This is a genomic window from Pauljensenia sp. OF14-1SRA, from assembly GCF_027694595.1.
Lineage (GTDB): Bacteria > Actinomycetota > Actinomycetes > Actinomycetales > Actinomycetaceae > Pauljensenia > Pauljensenia turicensis_B.
This window is the reverse complement of sequence record NZ_JAQEVQ010000007.1, coordinates 40,902-58,312: the sequence shown is the minus strand read 5'-3', so window position 1 is coordinate 58,312 and position 17,411 is coordinate 40,902. Positions and strand designations below refer to the sequence as shown.

At 58.9% G+C, this 17,411-nt stretch carries 15 protein-coding genes; 5 read left to right on the top strand and 10 right to left on the bottom strand.

The features are described 5' to 3' along the window. Positions 1 to 85 precede the first annotated feature (85 nt). Together glpK and PG731_RS05295 are read right to left on the bottom strand one after the other, a co-directional pair. Positions 86 to 1,612, bottom strand: coding sequence for a glycerol kinase GlpK (gene glpK / locus PG731_RS05300; RefSeq protein ID WP_270772609.1), 1,527 nt, complete (start codon positions 1,610 to 1,612; stop codon positions 86 to 88). Positions 1,613 to 1,718: 106 nt separating this feature from the next. Further along, entirely contained in the window at positions 1,719 to 2,525 is an 807-nt protein-coding gene (locus PG731_RS05295; protein WP_270772607.1) for an MIP/aquaporin family protein, read from the bottom strand. A 434-nt stretch (positions 2,526 to 2,959) separates the two neighbouring features. Between PG731_RS05295 and PG731_RS05290 the strand changes: the two genes are divergently transcribed. Further along, positions 2,960 to 3,910: a sugar-binding transcriptional regulator gene (locus PG731_RS05290; protein ID WP_101628413.1), complete on the top strand. Its 951-nt coding sequence runs from the start codon at positions 2,960 to 2,962 to the stop codon at positions 3,908 to 3,910. A 110-nt stretch (positions 3,911 to 4,020) separates the two neighbouring features. Here PG731_RS05290 and PG731_RS05285 read toward each other — a convergent pair whose 3' ends face one another. The 7 genes from PG731_RS05285 to PG731_RS05255 all read right to left on the bottom strand — a co-directional run bounded on the left by PG731_RS05285 (position 4,021) and on the right by PG731_RS05255 (position 11,402). Then, positions 4,021 to 4,764, bottom strand: a complete 744-nt coding sequence (locus PG731_RS05285; RefSeq protein WP_270772606.1) for a TetR/AcrR family transcriptional regulator — start codon at positions 4,762 to 4,764, stop codon at positions 4,021 to 4,023. A gap of 171 nt (positions 4,765 to 4,935) precedes the next feature. Continuing rightward, the gene (locus tag PG731_RS05280; RefSeq protein ID WP_270772605.1) at positions 4,936 to 6,528 is read right to left on the bottom strand and encodes a lysine--tRNA ligase; all 1,593 of its coding nucleotides are present in this window, start codon (positions 6,526 to 6,528) and stop codon (positions 4,936 to 4,938) included. Positions 6,529 to 6,719: 191 nt separating this feature from the next. Next, entirely contained in the window at positions 6,720 to 7,160 is a 441-nt protein-coding gene (panD, locus tag PG731_RS05275) for an aspartate 1-decarboxylase (RefSeq protein WP_442952653.1), read from the bottom strand. Beyond that, a complete protein-coding gene (gene panC, locus PG731_RS05270) occupies positions 7,147 to 8,079 on the bottom strand; it encodes a pantoate--beta-alanine ligase (RefSeq protein WP_270772602.1) in 933 nt (310 codons plus the stop codon). The genes panD and panC overlap by 14 nt, the downstream gene beginning before the upstream one ends. Positions 8,080 to 8,193: 114 nt before the next feature. Continuing rightward, positions 8,194 to 9,105 carry a Rossmann-like and DUF2520 domain-containing protein gene (locus tag PG731_RS05265; protein WP_270772601.1) on the bottom strand — a complete coding sequence of 304 codons (912 nt, stop codon included), beginning with the start codon at positions 9,103 to 9,105 and terminating at the stop codon, positions 8,194 to 8,196. Positions 9,106 to 9,174: 69 nt separating this feature from the next. Next, positions 9,175 to 10,923: a PH domain-containing protein gene (locus PG731_RS05260; RefSeq protein ID WP_270772600.1), complete on the bottom strand. Its 1,749-nt coding sequence runs from the start codon at positions 10,921 to 10,923 to the stop codon at positions 9,175 to 9,177. Then, the gene (locus tag PG731_RS05255) at positions 10,920 to 11,402 is read right to left on the bottom strand and encodes a PH domain-containing protein (protein WP_101628401.1); all 483 of its coding nucleotides are present in this window, start codon (positions 11,400 to 11,402) and stop codon (positions 10,920 to 10,922) included. Before PG731_RS05255 ends, PG731_RS05260 begins: the two co-directional genes overlap by 4 nt. A gap of 176 nt (positions 11,403 to 11,578) precedes the next feature. Between PG731_RS05255 and PG731_RS05250 the strand changes: the two genes are divergently transcribed. From PG731_RS05250 to PG731_RS05235, 4 genes are all read left to right on the top strand, one after another. Then, complete coding sequence (locus tag PG731_RS05250) at positions 11,579 to 12,289, top strand: response regulator transcription factor (protein ID WP_101628402.1); 711 nt, start codon at positions 11,579 to 11,581, stop codon at positions 12,287 to 12,289. 7 nt (positions 12,290 to 12,296) lie between these two features. Next, on the top strand, positions 12,297 to 13,829 hold the full coding sequence (locus PG731_RS05245; RefSeq protein WP_270772597.1) for a sensor histidine kinase: 1,533 nt from the start codon (positions 12,297 to 12,299) through the stop codon (positions 13,827 to 13,829). A 167-nt stretch (positions 13,830 to 13,996) separates the two neighbouring features. Beyond that, positions 13,997 to 14,953, top strand: a complete 957-nt coding sequence (locus PG731_RS05240) for an HD domain-containing protein (protein WP_270772596.1) — start codon at positions 13,997 to 13,999, stop codon at positions 14,951 to 14,953. 142 nt (positions 14,954 to 15,095) lie between these two features. Then, entirely contained in the window at positions 15,096 to 15,389 is a 294-nt protein-coding gene (locus PG731_RS05235; protein WP_101628405.1) for a WXG100 family type VII secretion target, read from the top strand. A 217-nt stretch (positions 15,390 to 15,606) separates the two neighbouring features. On the opposite strand, the gene groL is transcribed toward PG731_RS05235, so the two are convergent. Then, a complete protein-coding gene (groL, locus tag PG731_RS05230; RefSeq protein WP_270772595.1) occupies positions 15,607 to 17,232 on the bottom strand; it encodes a chaperonin GroEL in 1,626 nt (541 codons plus the stop codon). Positions 17,233 to 17,411: the final 179 nt, after the last annotated feature.

Sequence of the window (17,411 nt, the reverse complement as noted above, 5' to 3'; positions counted from 1 at the left end):
TACGCAAAAAGAGCGTTGCTCGACACCTATCGCGCCGAGCAACGCCCTATCGAGTGGAAACTACCTACTCACGTGTGTGAGCAGATCACTTCACGTCTTCGTCAACCCAGTCGAAGGTGCGGGTAACAGCCTTCTTCCAAAGGCGGTAGGTGCGATCGCGCTCTGCGGTGTCCATGGACGGCTTCCAACGCTTGTCTTCCTGCCAGTTGGCAATGACATCATCGGTGCCATTCCAGAAGCCGACTGCGATACCGGCTGCGTAGGCAACACCCAGAGCGGTCGTCTCTGCAACGACCGGGCGGATGACGTCCACACCGGAAATGTCAGCCTGGAACTGCATGAGCAGATCGTCAGCGGTCATGCCACCGTCAACCTTGAGTTCCTTCAGCGGGACACCTGCATCGGCGTTCATTGCATCAATGAGCTCTGCAGACTGGAATGCGGTCGACTCTTCGACTGCGCGGGCAATGTGGCCCTTGTTCACGTAGCGAGTCAGGCCAACGATCACACCGCGAGCGTCGTCCTTCCAGTACGGTGCGAACAGGCCGGAGAATGCCGGGACGAAGTACACGCCACCATTGTCTTCAACGGTCTGAGCGAGCTTGCCGATCTCGGAGGACTTCTCGATCATTCCGAGGTTGTCACGTAGCCACTGAACCAGCGAGCCTGCAACTGCCACAGAGCCTTCGAGTGCGTAGACCGGCTTGGCGTCGCCAAGCTTGTACAGTACGGTCGTCAGCAGGCCATTGGTCGAGAAGACGGGCTCTTCGCCGGTGTTCATCAGGGTGAAGCAACCGGTGCCGTAAGTGTTCTTCGCGGTGCCCTTTTCGAAGCAGGCCTGCCCAAAGGTTGCAGCCTGCTGATCACCAAGGATGCCGGAGATCGGAACGCCTGCGAGCAGACCATTCGGGCGACCGGTGCCGTAGTTGTCCGCGGATGCCTTGATCTCGGGGAGCATTGCCGGCGGGATGCGGAAGTCAGCGCAGATGTCTTCGCGCCACTTGAGCTCACGAACGTCCATCAGCAGGGTACGGGATGCGTTGGTCACGTCGGTTGCGTGGACTCCACCGTTAACGCCACCGGTCAGGTTCCAGAGAACCCAGGTGTCCGGGGTGCCGAAGAGCAGGTCGCCTGCTTCTGCCTTCTCGCGTGCACCCTCAACGTTGTCGAGGATCCAGGTAATGCGAGGTGCTGACGGGTAGGTGGAGATGTTCTCGCCGGTGATCTGGCGGTAACGTTCGGTACCCAGCGGGTCGCCTGCTGCAACGTCACGGACGATTTCCGACGTACGAGTGTCCTGCCAGACGATTGCGTTGTAGACGGGCTCGCCGGTGGTCTTGTCCCACACGATGGTGGTTTCACGCTGGTTGGTGATGCCAACAGCAGCAAGCTGGGTGGCGTTGATTTCTGCCTTCTGAAGCGCCTCGGCGACGACGGTGCGAACCGATTCCCAAATCTCTACGGGATCGTGCTCAACCCAGCCCGGGTTCGGGAAGATCTGGGTGAATTCCTTCTGGCCAACCGAGACGATTTCGCCGGAGTGGTTGAAGACGATCGCGCGGGAGGACGTGGTGCCCTGATCAATCGCGAGAACGAATTTTTCATCAGACATGAATGGTGTCCCTTCTGTTCACTTCTTTGTGTTTCAGATAGGAACGTGGGGTTCCAGACGAGTCCGCCCGGAACCCCACGTTCGGAGTACGGGTCTGCTACGAGGGTCAGGCAGCGGTGACGAGGCCGGAGCCGTAGGCGACGAGAACCGCGACGACGGCACCGAGGATCGGGCCGACAACCGGAACCCAGGAGTAGCCCCAGTCGGAACCACCCTTGCCCTTGATCGGGAGGATTGCGTGAGCAATACGCGGGCCGAGGTCACGAGCCGGGTTGATCGCGTATCCGGTGGGGCCACCGAGCGAGTTGCCGATGACGACGATGATCAGTGCAACGCCGAGCGGGCCAATCGCGGTGGTCGTGTATCCGGAGACGAAAACCCAGAGGATAAGGACGAAGGTGCCGATGGCCTCAGTGAGAGTGTTCCATCCGTAGGAGCGGATCTCCGGGCCGGTCGAGAAGACGCCGAGCTTGAGAGCCGGGTCGCAGTCCTCATCGAAGTGCTGCTTGAAGGTGAGCCAGCACAGGACGGCGCCAACGAATGCGCCGAGGAACTGGGCGACGATGTAGATCGCGACGTTCGCGGCGGTCACGGCGATGCCACCCTCACCGACGGCCGGGCCGTTGAGGGTGACGGCTGGGTCGAACATGTAGGCGACGACCTTGGCGATGGTCACGGCGGGGTTGAGGTGGCCGCCGGTCGTGTAGGCGACGTAGACACCGGCGAGGACTGCGAGGCCCCATCCCCAGTTAATCATGAGCCAGCCACCGCCCTTGCCCTTGGACTTGGGCAGGAGGTTGGTAGCAACAACGCCGCCACCGAGGAGGAGAAGGACTGCTGTGCCGAGGAACTCCGACATGAAGATCTTGCCGGAGCCGACTTCAGCAACTGCAGGAAGAAGTGTTGCGAGCATTTTTCCAATCTTTCTTCGATGCTTCGTTGCATCGAATTGTCGGGCGGTTTCCCACCCGCAGGGTTCCTTTAGCGAGACAGGACTGATCACGCCAAGTTCGAAAAGCCTTCCGCGTCACATGCGAATTCCTTATTCAAGACTCCGCTTGTTTCGCAGGACCGCTCGTGAGCACTTTGCGGTCGCAGAACAAACCCGCGCTGACCTGTGATGTCTTCACGTGGACACCACATAGTATGACAGCGTTTGCACATCGAACCTGACCCCATGCACAACCGTGCACATAAGGGGATACTTACCTCTCCAATGTGTGCACGCTCACCAAATCGCACAGTCTCCCAAAGGATTGGACATTCAACAGTTAGACCTGCACGCCTGTGCATGGCAGACTATGACACGTGACGATTCGTGACGAACAGGCTCATGAAGCCGCATCAATGTATTACCTCCAAGGTCAGACCATGGAGACGATCGCACGCCACCTTGGCGTATCGCGCTCCTCCGTTTCTCGTTTGCTGTCCTACGCGCGCGATACCGGCTTGGTTCGCATCTCAGTGAGCGCCGCTCCAGGACACAAAGGAACCCTTGCCGGTCAGATTTCTGAAATCTTCGGCGTACAGACGTCCGTTGTTCCGGTCCATGACGTCCACACCGAGGTCAACCGACTTCATAACGTCTCGCTTGTCGCGGCGGAACGTCTGGTCGACATGCTCAAACCCGGTGTCACCCTTGGCATCGCATGGGGCAACACGACCTCAGAGATCACCCGTTGTATGCCACGCGTCAACTTCCCCGGATCGACCGTCGTCCAGCTCAACGGTGCCGCGACCGCTACCGAGTCCGGTATGCCGTACGCAGACGCGATTATTTCCCGCGCAGCGCGCGCAATGGGCGGACGCATGGTCCACTTCCCCGTTCCCACGTTCTTCGACTACGCAGAGACAAAGAAGCAGCTCTGGCGCGAGCGCTCGGTTCAGACCGTGTTGAAGACGATTGACGACTGCGATATCGCTCTGTTCGGCGTCGGCTCACTTTCAGCACGCCTGCCCTCCCACGTTTATTCGGGTGGCTTCCTAGACACTGAAGAAATCGCACTGGCCCAGAAGGACGGCGTTGTCGGCGATGTCTGCACCGTCCTCCTGCGCGAAGACGGCTCAACAGACATGGAACTCAACAGCCGAGCTTCCGGCCCCAGCCCAGAGACTCTCCGCAAGATCCCGCGTCGCCTCTGCGTCGTAGCTGGTGCCTCGAAGGCACTCCCGTTGCTCGGCGCGCTGCGCGCACACGTCGCCACCGACCTCGTCCTCGACGATGGCGTGGCACGCGAACTGCTTGATCTGGTTCGCACTCGCGCGGCGCAGGCGCGCGGCCTCGCCCCTAGACGTTAAGCCAGATCGCACCCAGCCAAAAACCAAAGAAAAGTGGAGCTCACAACAATCGTGAACTCCACTTTTCTTTATCCAAGCAGACACCACACTCGGGTTAGCAAGGACGTGTTCTAGGCGATCTGCGCGCGAAGCCCGTCAATGACAACGTTCATCTCGTAGGCGAACTGCGTATCAATATCGCTCATGGAGCCCGGAGCGAATCCTTCAACTTCGCCATGCACTAACGAACGGATCAGCGGAATCGTTCCTTCGGGAGCCTCGTCGACGAAGGCAAGGAACGACCCTCGTTCCTTCGAATGGGCACAAGGCGCTTCCTCGGCTCTCTTCACACGCGCAACATGCTTACCCGCATGAGCGGACATATGCACGACCAGCAGCAGCCCACGCACCGCTTCAGGAAGACTAAAACCAGCATTCACCATTGAGGACAGGATCTGTTCCAACGGACGCATGTACGCCAGCGCAGAGGAAGCATCGAACTCAAGATACGGAGCAAGCGCGCCCAGCTTTGAAATCGAAGCGCGCATCGTCGTTGCAAAATGACGAAGCTGACGCTCCCAATCCCCCGCCGCTTCAGACTCGGGATCCAAAGCAAAGCGGTGAACACCGTGCCGTACGCGATCCATTGCGACAAGACGCATGAACCCTTCACGACCACCGACGTGATAATTCAGCGCGGTTGGGTTCACTTCGAGAATGTCGGCGACGGCCTGCATCGTCACCTTGTCAGGATCGATTGTTCGAGCCGCTTCGAGGATCTTTCCGCGATCAATTCGAGGAGGGCGCCCCTTTGACCGCTTCGGCTCATCTTCATTGAAGAAAGGCGGATTCTGATCTGTTTGCAGATCACTCATGATCTGTATTCACTCGATTCGTAACGACGGTATTTCCACCACTGTAGACCATTTTCTCCGGTTCCCGAAAAAATAGTGGCCTCACGCAAGCGCGAGGCCACTATTGCCGGTTTATCCGACGAAAAGAGAATCAGGAAGACAGCCTCAAACAAGAGGCGAATCCCGGAATACTCAGAGCTTCTTGACCAGCGGGAACGTAATGGTCTCACGGATACCCTGACCGGTCAGAGCCATCAGCAGGCGGTCAAGGCCCATACCCATGCCACCTGCCGGTGGCATACCGTACTCCATGGCCATCAGGAAATCTTCATCCAGGACCATTGCTTCCGGGTCACCCTTTGCCGCAACAAGCGCCTGCGCTTCGAAACGCTCGCGCTGGATGACCGGGTCGACCAGTTCGGAGTAGGCGGTCGCCAGTTCGAAACCTCGGACATACAGGTCCCACTTCTCGACGATGCCCGGCTTGGAACGGTGTCCGCGGGTCAGCGGGCTGGAGTCTTCGGGGTAGTCGCGCACGAAGGTCGGCGCATACAGCTTGTCACCCACGGCGACTTCGAAGATAACCTCTGCGACCTTACCGGGACCCCAGTGGTCAGCAACGTCTTCACCGAGTTCTTCGGCGATCTTCACCAGTTCGTCCAGCGGAGTATTCACCGTGAACTCACGACCGAGAGCTTCAGCCGTGGCCTCGAACATCGAGATTTCTTTCCACGAACCCGAAAGGTCGTAGGACGAGCCGTCGGGCAGGGTGACGATCTCGGTGCCCAGGGCGTCGCGTGCCGCCTTCTGGATGAACTCACGGGTGCGACGAGCCATCGTGTCGTAGGAACCGTAGGCTTCGTATGCCTCGAGCATCGTGAATTCGGGGCTGTGCGAGGAGTCCGCACCCTCATTACGGAAGTTGCGGTTGATTTCGAAGACCTTGTCGACGCCGCCGACAACCGCACGTTTGAGGAACAGCTCGGGCGCGATGCGCAAGAACAGCTCGGTGTCGTAGGCGTTCATGTGAGTCGAAAACGGGCGTGCAGCCGCGCCACCGTGCAGGTTCTGTAGCATCGGCGTTTCGATCTCGATGAAGCCAGCTTCATCGAAGTAGTTGCGTAGCGACTTCACAACATTGGCGCGCATACGCACCATGTCGCGGGCGGCCGGGCGAACAATCATGTCGAGGTAGCGGCGACGAACACGCAGGTCCTCAGACAGGGACATTTCGGTGCCGTCTTCTCCGGTGTAGGTCTTCGGTAGTGGGCGGACCGCCTTTGCGGCGATCTGCCATGCGGGAACCGGGTCACCTTCGTTGATGCCGGGCGTGAACAGCTCGGCGGGTGCGGTGCCGGGGCATGCCATGATCGACAGTTCGCCACGACGCGAGGAAATGACGCGACCGTGCACGAACAGGTGGTCACCAAGGTCCACGTCGGTCTTGTACTGAGCCAGCGAATCCAAACCGACCTCTGCGGCCGACAGCATGACCTGAATACGGTTGCCGGCGCCATCCATCAGGGTTGCGAAACAGAGCTTGCCACCGTTGCGAGCAAGCATCACACGACCGGCAATACCGACCTCGTCCTGAGTTTCTTCGCCGGTTTCAAGGTGAGCGTACTTTTCACGAACATCGGCGATCGAAGTGGTAATCGCCAGGACGACCGGGTAGGCCTGGCCTCCTTCGGCAAGCAGGCGCTCGCGCTTTTCTTGGCGGACACGCACCTGTTCGGGGGCGTCGTCGTTTTCCGGGACAGCTGGGTTTGTATTCACGTCAGTCACCCTGCCAGTTTAACGGCATCACCGCACCCATCTCGCATAGGGAACGCGAGTGGGTGCAGTGCCACATCGCACACCGTCAGTTCGCGGATTATTCCGCTGTGGCACTCGTATCGACGAGGCCGGGCACTTCAACGTATGTCTATGCCACCGTTGCCCGTTTCAAAAAAGGGGTGCCGGGAGGGACAGACGTATTACTTGCCAGACGACTTCAGGCCGAGTTCGCGAGCGCGATCAGAGTCTTCTGGAACCGTCCCCGCAGTGGAGCCGACCTCGACAATGTGGTTGTCAGCGTCAACGAATGCGACGGCAGGCTCCCAACCCTTCACCATGGATTCTGGAACCTGGCAGTAGGCCATAATGATGACCAGATCGCCGAGGTTCACGAGGTGCGCAGCGGCGCCGTTGAGCTGGATGACACCGGAGCCTCGCGGACCGGCAATCGTGTAGGTGGATAGGCGATTGCCATTGTTCACGTCCGCAATGTCGACTTGTTGCCCGGGCGCAATGTTCGCCGCGTCCAGCAGGGCCTCGTCGATGGTGATCGAACCAACGTAGTGCAGGTCAGCACCTGTGACGGTGGCGCGGTGGATCTTGCCCTGGATCATCGAGCGCATGATTTCACTCACCGGCATTCTCCTGTTCGACGGGCGCCACAAACGGCATATTGTCGATCAGGCGCGTGGTGCCAACCTTGACTGCGAGCAGCAGACGATATGCACGCTCCCCCGCCTGATTCAAGGTCGCGGGACGCAAGGAATCAGCCGACGTCAGTTCTGCCGAACCGTAGGCGCCCAGGATATCGAAGGTTTCATCATCGACCAGCGCAATGTAATCAATGTCGATATCGCCGGTCGCCTCGATGTGGCCTCGTATGACGTCAATAATCTGGGTGACAGGTGCACCCGCACGACCCGCTTCAACGCCCAATGTCAAGCTCTGGTTGAGAGCACGAGCGCGGACACGCTCTTCGTCGGACAGGTAGCGGTTGCGACTGGACAGAGCAACGCCGTCGGTGTCACGCACAATCGGAACGCCGATCACGGTCACCGGCACGTCGAGCTGGCGGAACACATGGCGCAACATCGCAAGCTGCTGAGCATCCTTTTCACCGAACAGTGCAACATCTGGGCGAACGAGGCCCATGACCTTCGTGCACACCAGCGCAACACCACCGAAGTGGGTCGGGCGAGTCTTGCCTTCTAGGACGCGAGCAATCGGACCGGGATCAATTGAAACGGTGACGGGCTCGGGGTAGGCATCTTCGGGCCTCGGCGCCCACACGACATCGGCGCCCACGGTTTGAAGCGCGTCCATGTCCGCTTCGAGCGTACGCGGGTAGGCGTCATAGTCCTCACCCGGAGCAAACTGCGTGGGGTTCACGAAGATCGTGACGATGACGTGATCACCGTGCACCTTCGCCTGTTTGACCAGCTCTAAGTGCCCCGAATGCAGGGCACCCATCGTCATCACCAAAGCGCGCGAGCCGGTCAATGGCTTCAGCGCTGTGGCAAGTTCTTCACGCGTATGAGTGAGCACTGGTCGTTTCGTCATACTTCCATTGTCGTAGCAGGCAGACTCATATGCGACCTCAGGGGGCGAGTATTCCCCCACGTTTCTGACTGACGTACTGTCAATTCTGCGCCAACACGACGCAGACAATCAGCGTCAGAGCCCGCCTTCCATCAGCGCCGCCTTGATCGAATCGCACGCTCGATCATTCAGGCGGCCTCGTCGATGGAGAATGTCGGTCGCCTGATGCGCACGCGCGCGGTAGACATCCGCGAAATCACCCGCAACATCAGAATCACCGTCGGATGCGGACAGGCCAGCCAGCGCTTTCACGTGTTCAGCAATGACCTGCGTATCGCCGTTCGCAATCGGAGTTGGCAAAGCCCGCTCAATTTCAGACAGCGCTTTTTCTGCCGTTCCAGCCAGAAGCGAAGAAGCGAACAGGGCGGGGTCCTCAATCCCAGCGCGTTCAAGGCCGCCCAAAGACTGGACGACCGCCGTCACGATCCCAAGCGTGCCAAGCGTGAGCGCCGCGTGAACTGCCGGGCGAGCATCTTCGTCGACAACGATGGGTTCACCACCCATTTCCACAACCAGCGCCTGCGCGATCGGCAGGAATGGTGCGGGCGCGCTGACAGCAAACGGAGTACCCGACAGGCGCGGAATATCAAGGCTCATACCCGTGAACGTCATAACGGGGTGAATCGCGACCGGAATCGCGCCCATCGCCTGGGCGGGCGCCAGAATCCCGGTTCCAAACGGGCCCGCCAGATGGCAGACGATCTGCCCCATTTTCCACGCGCCCATGTCGGCAAGGCCCTTGACCAGAGGCTCGATTTCCCCGTCGGGAACGGCCAGAATCACCAAGCCCGATGTGGCAATGACCTCGGTTTCGTCCATGATCGCCACACCCGGGAGCATCATCTCCGCACGCTCACTCTCAGCGTCCGTGTGCGCGACGACGCCGGCGATTCGATGACCGGCGGAACGTAGAGCGGAAGCGATGACAGGACCGACCGTCCCCATGCCGATGAGTCCGACGTCAAGCCTGCCTGGTTGCTCACTCACAATGTGCCGCCTTGAGTAGATGGTGTGCGCGGGCGCGCGTCTTCAACGGTAGTCGATATTCGTCCGCCGTTATTCGATCGACGAGGCCGCGCTCGATTCATCGGCTTCCAGCTGAACATCGGCGCGATCACAATCGGAGTTATCTTCGCCTACGGTCACGCTGTTTTCACACGAGGGGTCGTCCTGTGACGCGTAAATGCTCTGATCTTCCTGACGGACGTCAAGACCCTTCGTGACGCGCAGCATCCAGTGTTCCGCGGGCTCGCTGGCACGCTTCAGCTGAGACTTCGCGCGGAGCTCTTCAAGCAAGGCAACGCCGGCTTCCTCATCAATGTGGCCTGCCAGCTCTGGGGCACTACCTGGAACGATGGAAGCATTCACATCAACCAGCTGACACTTCTTCTCCCACGGACCTTGAATGATCGCCAAGGATTGAATCCGCTCCACGGGTATAAAACCGGTCTGCCAGGTCAGCCAGCCCTTGCGGATCACAAAGCACGTATCCGTCAGCGCGACTGCGCGGCGCTTGTAAGAGAACCAATCAAACAGGCGCGCACGCATCGGAACGGGAAGGAATCCTTGCCCTTCGCGCGTTCCATTCAAAGCAGCTTCAATGAAAGCAACGGGGTCAGTCACACCCAAGTCGCGGATCACCAGCCACAGGGCAAGCTCCGCGTCAGCGCGAGTGCCCACCGGCAAAAGAACGTCAGCGGAACGCTGAGACTTGTCACTATCGGTTTTTCCACCGTAGCCAGCCTGCGTGATCTTCACGCGATACCAGCCGAAGCGACGCCAAAGCCACGGCTGTTGAACAAGAACAGCGTGGACACGACGCGGCGGAATCGTCTGATTGCGGGTTTCCAGAAGACCCGAACGAGTGCGAATACCATCCGGTGAAACGGCTGCAGTGAAGTTAAACTCGCCTGCGAAACGACTCCAGATTGCGCCGACGGCAGCAACAATACCTGCAAAACCAGAGAAGATACCCGCCGTACCCTCAATTCCGACTTTGATCAGCAAGACAACCGACGCGACCAAGATGGCAAGCACAACTAGGATCGCAATGATCATGCCAATATTCGTCACCAGCGAAGCAACAAGCCTGCCCACAGGAACCGTGTACAGGACTCGTTCCGGAGCGACCGTCGGACGGCGAGAAACCGAGGAACCGGCCTGTTCCAATGACGGTGCCTGAGCGATGGAGCCGGCCTCGTCCCCCGATTCGATGGCGGAATCAGACTGAGGCACATTCTCCACCGAAGCGGAAGGTGGCGAAGAGTAGACGCCGGCAGCGCGCGCCAAGATTTCAGCACGCACATCATCCAATTCCTGTGTTTTAAGGAAGCCGAATTCGACATTCGACTGTCCGCCACCGGCAACCTCAATGTTGATCTTGCCTAAGCCGAAAATACGCCCCAGCAACGGATGATGAATATCGACCGCCTGAATGCGATCCAGACGAGCATGCTTCAACGTTTTCACGAAGATGCCAGCACGGTAATACACCCCTTCGTCGACAACGGCGAAAGACGTGAACTTCCACGAGAAGTACGAAAACAGCGCGATAGCAAGAAGAATCAAGAAGGCCGAGCCGACAATGACGCCGACGACCAGCGAGAGCGCCTGATGACGAACAAAGCCAGAATTCGCAATATCGGCAACCGTGTCGAAATTTTGATAGGTGACAATCGCAAGCAGAGCCACAATCGCCTTCCACGCGTGGATAATCGGCGATGCCGGATGCAGTTTGCGCCACTGCTCGTCGGGGACACCGCCCTGCGTGGCGCGCAAAGGGGCGGATTCATTCGACTTCTTCACAGGCCAGCCAATTCCGCCGTGCCGCGCTCGGCAAGCATGTCTCGAAGGCGAGCGGCTTCAGCAACCGGAACACCATTCAACGTCGCATCCGTCGATGCGGACGCCGTATGAATCTTCAGCTCTGCAATGCCGTAGTGGCGAGCAATCGGGCCTTCAGAGAGTTCCACATACTGAATACGACCGTAAGGAATCAACGTCAGACGACGGAACATAATGCCCTTGCGGATCAAAAACTCGTCATCACCCGTGCCAAATGCCATCGCGCGAACCTGACGGTGAATAATCGCCAGCGACCAGATCATCATGATGACAACGACCGCGAATCCGATCCACCACCACTTCGAAATGAAAAGCGCGAGCGCGACTCCGCTGGCGAGCAGAGGCAGGAATGCCAGAATCGTCGTGATGATGCGAACCTGGGCAAGCTTGGGCGATACGGAGTGGAACTCCACATCGGGTGGGCTCATCGGATCGAGCATCGCTGCTCCTTTCGGGGTTCCTTCATTTGTGTTCTTGGAGTTCTATCGTGCCATATGCGCAGGTCGTTGATAAGTGCTGACTAAATGGTGTGGCACAGAAACGGGCTTTACACGCACACACGCGACTCTCACGAACCGTTCAGGAAACACTCAGAAATATCGGTCACACTATTGGTATGACACGCACAGGTACCGAGGAAGAAGCCCGCCTGCTTGTCGTTGACGACGAGCCGAATATTCGCGACCTTCTGGCATCATCACTTCGTTTTGCCGGATTTGATGTCCTGACCGCGGAAGACGGCCAGTCCGCCTACCGTATCGCCATGGACGAGGCCCCTGACCTGATCGTTTTGGACGTCATGTTGCCGGACATGGACGGATTCACCGTGACCCGTCGCCTGCGCGAAGCAGGAGCGAGCGTCCCCGTTCTATTCCTGACCGCACGCGACGATATGCGCGACAAGATCCAGGGTCTGACCGTCGGTGGCGACGACTACGTAACCAAGCCCTTCGGCCTTGAAGAGGTCGTTGCACGTATCCGCGCCATCTTGCGACGCACCATCGGCTCCGAAGAAGACGACGGCAAGCTCCGCGTCGGCGACCTAGTCATTGACGAGGATGCGCACGAGGTCAGCCGTGCGGGCGTCGAAATCGACCTGTCCCCCACAGAGTTCAAACTTCTTCGCTACCTGGTGATCAACGAGGGACGAGTCGTGTCGAAAATGCAGATCTTGGATCACGTGTGGGAATACGACTGGGGTGGAGAAGTTGCGATCGTCGAATCGTATATCTCCTACCTGCGTCGCAAGTTGGCAGTCGAAGGTGCAGCCGGCGAACTGATCCACACCAAGCGCGGTGTCGGATACATCCTGCGCGCCGACGACTGAGGAATACATGAGTAGCTCCTCGGGACCGCTTGGCCACCTGCGTAGTTTTTGGGAACGTCGTCCCCTCTCTACTCAGTTAGTCAGCCTGATTACAGCCCTATTGGCTCTGGGGCTCATCATGTCTGGAACGGTCATGGTAGGCCTCCTGCAACGCCATCTAGTGTCTCAGATTGACGAACAGTTGCGCGTCACGGCGAGCTCTTTCATTCGAGGCGAAAACACGTCGATTGAGGACGGCACCTCGGGCCTACCAACCCTGTATTACATTCACGCACGCTTCATAAGCGGCGACGATACGACCTACTACTACCCGGGAACGTTGGAAACATCGGGGACACCCAAGATCCCGGACCTGCTTGCAACTGCACAGATTCCGGAAACCTCCGACGAAATCACTAACCCCGTTACCGTGCCCTCGACTCAGCTGGGCTCCAACTGGCGCGCGGTCGCTTTCCCGCTCTATGCGTCCTCCACGGCAACCACGCCTCTGGGCACCATGACGATCGCTCTTCCTCTGACAGACGTTCAACGCACCCTGCGCACCACGGGCACCTACTTCTCGATCGCCGGTGTTGTCATCGTCTTCGTCGGAGCATTCCTAGGCCACACTTTGGTTCGCCGTTCCCTGCTTCCCCTGAGGGAAATCGAATCGACCGCGGGCAAGATTGCGGCCGGCGACCTCACACAACGTGTTCCTTTCCAACCGGGAAGCACCGAAGTCGGATCTCTGTCCCTGTCGCTCAACGCGATGCTGACCCAGGTTGAGCAATCGTTCCACACTCGACAAGTGTCAGAACAGAAGATCCGTCGCTTCGTGTCTGACGCATCCCACGAACTACGCACGCCACTAGCCGCGATCTCCGGCTACTGCGAGCTCTACTCCATGGGTGGCGTTCCCGATGAACGCGTCGACGAAGTCATGGGACGCATCCAATCAGAATCAACGCGCATGGCCTCACTGGTCGAAGACCTGCTGACCCTGGCTCGCTTGGACGAGGGACGCCCCCTTGAAATCACCGATATCGACTTGGTGAAACTTGCCGGCAACGCCGTATTTGACCTGCAGGCACTGGACCCCACTCGTTCCGTTGCCCTGACGTCTCTCAGCGGACACAAACCACCCATGACACTGGTGACGCAAGCCGACCGCGACCGCATATCGCAGGTATTCACCAACCTCATTGGCAATATCGTCCGTTACACTCCCGCGGGCTCACCCGTCGAAATCGCACTCGGCAAAACAGGAGACACGGCCGTCGTCGAATTCCGCGACCACGGTCCCGGCATCGCAGAAGCAGACCAATCGCGAGTCTTCGAACGCTTCTACCGCGCCGACACGTCACGTGCTCGCACACAGGGAGGCTCCGGCCTTGGTCTTGCCATCATTGCCGGCATCATCAACGCCCACCGTGGCAACGCCACACTGAGCAAAACTAAAGGAGGCGGGCTGACCGTCCGCATCGAACTCCCGCTCCTCTACTCCCCCGCGGACACGAACCCGGACGCACCAGCCATCAGCCCCACCGACGCAGAAAAGTAGCACACAGGCCGTAGACCCCACGCACCCAGCGCGCCTGCCACGCGCTTCTTACACTTCGAGAACGCGCAGGCCTCGTCAATCCGCCCATGAGACGTAGGCCACCGGAAATGCTTTATTCCTATCCCCTGAGTATGATTTCGGCATATCCCTAAATCAGGAGTGAGCGTATGGGTGCTGGAGCACCACAATGGCTTATCAGCTCGTTTACTGACGCCATGATTGAACTCGGCGCAACCGCCCCGGTTGACCGACTAATTCAAGAAGCGCACGCACTTGTCGAAGAATGGTCCGACGAGCGCCTGGCTCTGCATAACCTGCATCATTTGATTAACGTTCTTACGCGCATCGATGAGCTCTCTGCAACCGCACACGACCCAGACGTCCTCCGAGTCGCCGCATGGTACAGAGGCGCAACCCTCAACCGTTGTATCGCGGTGAAAATCAAGGGCATCGACCCGCATGCGACCGTCAACGAGTGCGTTGCCAACACCGCCGAGCACATGGAATCGCTCGGTGTCAGCGAAGACGTGACAAACCGTATCGGTGAACTCATCGGATACCTCGCCAAGCACCGCGCACCGCGTGACGATGTGGACGCCCAGGTACTGGTGGACGCCGACCTCGCACTACTGGCCGGAAGCCCACAGGAATACAAGAAGTACCGCGAGAAGCTGCGCAACGAACTCGCCGACCTGGAAGATACTCCCTTCCTCAAAGCACGCCGCGCGCTGATTACCAAGCTCCTGTCCTACGACCCGCTCTACCAGTCGCCACTGGGAAGCGCGTGGGAAGACGCCGCCCGTTCCAACCTGGAAGTCGAACTGGCAAAAATCGACTCCGCACTCTTCCAGTGCGGTGACACCAATGACGATCTCGACGACACGGATGATTCCGACGACGCTCCCGAAGAGGATCTCACCACAACCGGCACCATCGTCCTGAAGCGACGCCACCTGAAGAAAAACGTTGCTACGGTCGAAACTCCGGCAGACGAACTCACAATGACCGGCACCCTGCCGAAGATCGTCATTCCTGCAGAGCCTGTCGCTCCAGAAGATGATGAAACAACGTCGTCCCTTGAAAGCGCGATCGAAGCAATGGATCTGCCGGCAAACCCGGCATAAGCCAGACTTATCCACATTTTTGTGCGGGTAGCACTTATCCACAATTGAGCGCTCGCCCGGTTTCCGCTTCCTCCTCCCTTTCCTAGCGTGGGCATACGCACCATTTTTCAATGTGCGTCACCACGATTGGAAAGGGATTCTCATGGCAGTTTTCACCGTCGATTCTTCGCAAATCTCAGCGAGCGCTACGCGCGTCAGTGTCCTCAGCAACGAAATCCGTTCGCAGGTTCAGACAATGCTCGCAGACCTACAGGCCTTGGAAGGCTCATGGACAGGCGTTGCGCAAGCAAGTTTTCAGGCATGCGTCGCTTCCTGGCAAGCCACACAAGCGCAGGTCGAAGCATCTTTGGACACGATCGGATCTCATATGCAGATTGCAGCCCAAAGCTACGAAGACGCCGAGGCCGCGAGCGCAGGCCTTTTTGCGGGCGCATAAGCCATATTTCACGATCTCACGTAGCGGTCTAATGGGCTTACCTACTGGCGTTTGTTCCAGGTGCCGACATAAGACGCCTGAGTGATGTCGATGGCTCCAAAGACACGCCTGATACCACTTGCTCGACAAGGCTGAAAAGACAGTCGGGGCCGGCCCTCATCTTAGGGCCGGCCCCGGTTGTTTTCAGCTACGCGAGACGCGCGCGAGCATCAGTGGCTCAGTACATGCCACCCATGCCGGCGTCTTCGCCACCGGCCGGTGCCGGCGGTTCAGGCTTGTCGGCTACGACAGCTTCGGTGGTCAGGAACATGCCTGCAATCGAAGCAGCGTTCTGCAGAGCAGAGCGGGTGACCTTCACCGGGTCAGAGATACCGGCTGCCATCAGGTCACCATATTCGCCGGTTGCTGCGTTCAGGCCGTGGCCCGGTTCCATTGCTGCGACACGGTCTGCGACAACGCCACCTTCGAAGCCAGCGTTCTCAGCGATCTGCTTGAGCGGAGCGGAGATTGCAACGCGGACAATGTTCACGCCGGTTGCTTCATCGCCAGGCAGGCCTTCGAGGGTTGCCAGTGCGCGGTCAGCAGCCTGGATCAGAGCAACGCCACCACCGGCGACGAGGCCCTCTTCGGAGGCTGCGCGAGCATTACGCACTGCGTCTTCGATGCGGTGCTTACGTTCCTTGAGTTCGACCTCGGTTGCGGCGCCGGACTTGATGACGGCAACGCCACCGGAGAGCTTGGCCAGGCGTTCCTGGAGCTTCTCGCGGTCGTAGTCGGAGTCGGTGTTCTCGATCTCCTGGCGGATCTGACGGACGCGAGCGTCGATCATTTCCTTTTCGCCAGCGCCTTCGACGATGGTGGTCTCGTCCTTGGAGACGACGACCTTGCGTGCGCGACCAAGCAGTTCAAGATCAGCGTTTTCAAGGGAAAGGCCAACGGTTTCGGAGATGACCTGGCCACCGGTCAGGATTGCCATGTCCTGGAGCATTGCCTTGCGACGGTCACCGAAGCCCGGTGCCTTGACGGCGATGGACTTGAAGGTGCCACGGATCTTGTTGACGACGAGGGTCGCCAGAGCTTCACCCTCAACATCTTCGGCGACGATCAGCAGCGGCTTTCCGGTCTGCATGACCTTTTCGAGAACGGGGACGATGTCCTTGACGTTCGAGATCTTCGAATCCATAAGGAGCACGTAGGCGTCCTCAAGGACGGCCTCCTGGCGCTCGGTGTCGGTGACGAAGTAGGCCGAGAGGAAGCCCTTGTCGAAACGCATGCCCTCGGTGGTTTCGAGGGTGGTGTCGAAGGAGTTGGTTTCTTCGACGGTGACGACGCCCTCTGCACCGACCTTCTCGAATGCCTGAGCGATCAGCTTGCCGATCTCCGAGTCGTTCGCGGAGATCGAAGCGGTTGCTGCGATCTGCTCGGTCGTTTCGACAGGCTTGGAGTCCTTGTGGAGCTGTTCGACGATAGCGGAGACAGCCTGGTCGATACCGCGCTTGAGAGCGATCGGGTTCGAGCCAGCTGCAACGTTACGGAGGCCTTCACGGACGAGTGCCTGAGCGATAACGGTTGCGGTGGTCGTGCCGTCACCTGCAACGTCGTCGGTCTTCTTTGCAACTTCCTTCACCAGTTCGGCGCCGATGCGCTCGAACGGATCTTCAAGGTCGATTTCCTTTGCGACAGAGACGCCGTCCTTGGTGATGGTGGGGGCACCCCACTTCTTGTCGAGAACAACGTTGCGACCCTTGGGGCCGAGGGTGACCTTGACAGTATCAGCGAGGAGGTTCAGGCCACGTTCCATGCCGCGACGTGCGTCCTCGTCGAAGTGAATGATCTTTGCCATTGGTGTCTATTTCCTTCCGCGGTGCGGATTGGGGATGGTGCCCGCGACGGACGGAACGCTGTTCATCTGGCCTTTCCAGATGCCGAACGTCCCTCACCTTCCCGCTGGTTTTATCACTCTGCCGTGGCGAGTGCTAACTCAAGTTTGGCACTCTCCCCTTTCGAGTGCAAGACGAGGCA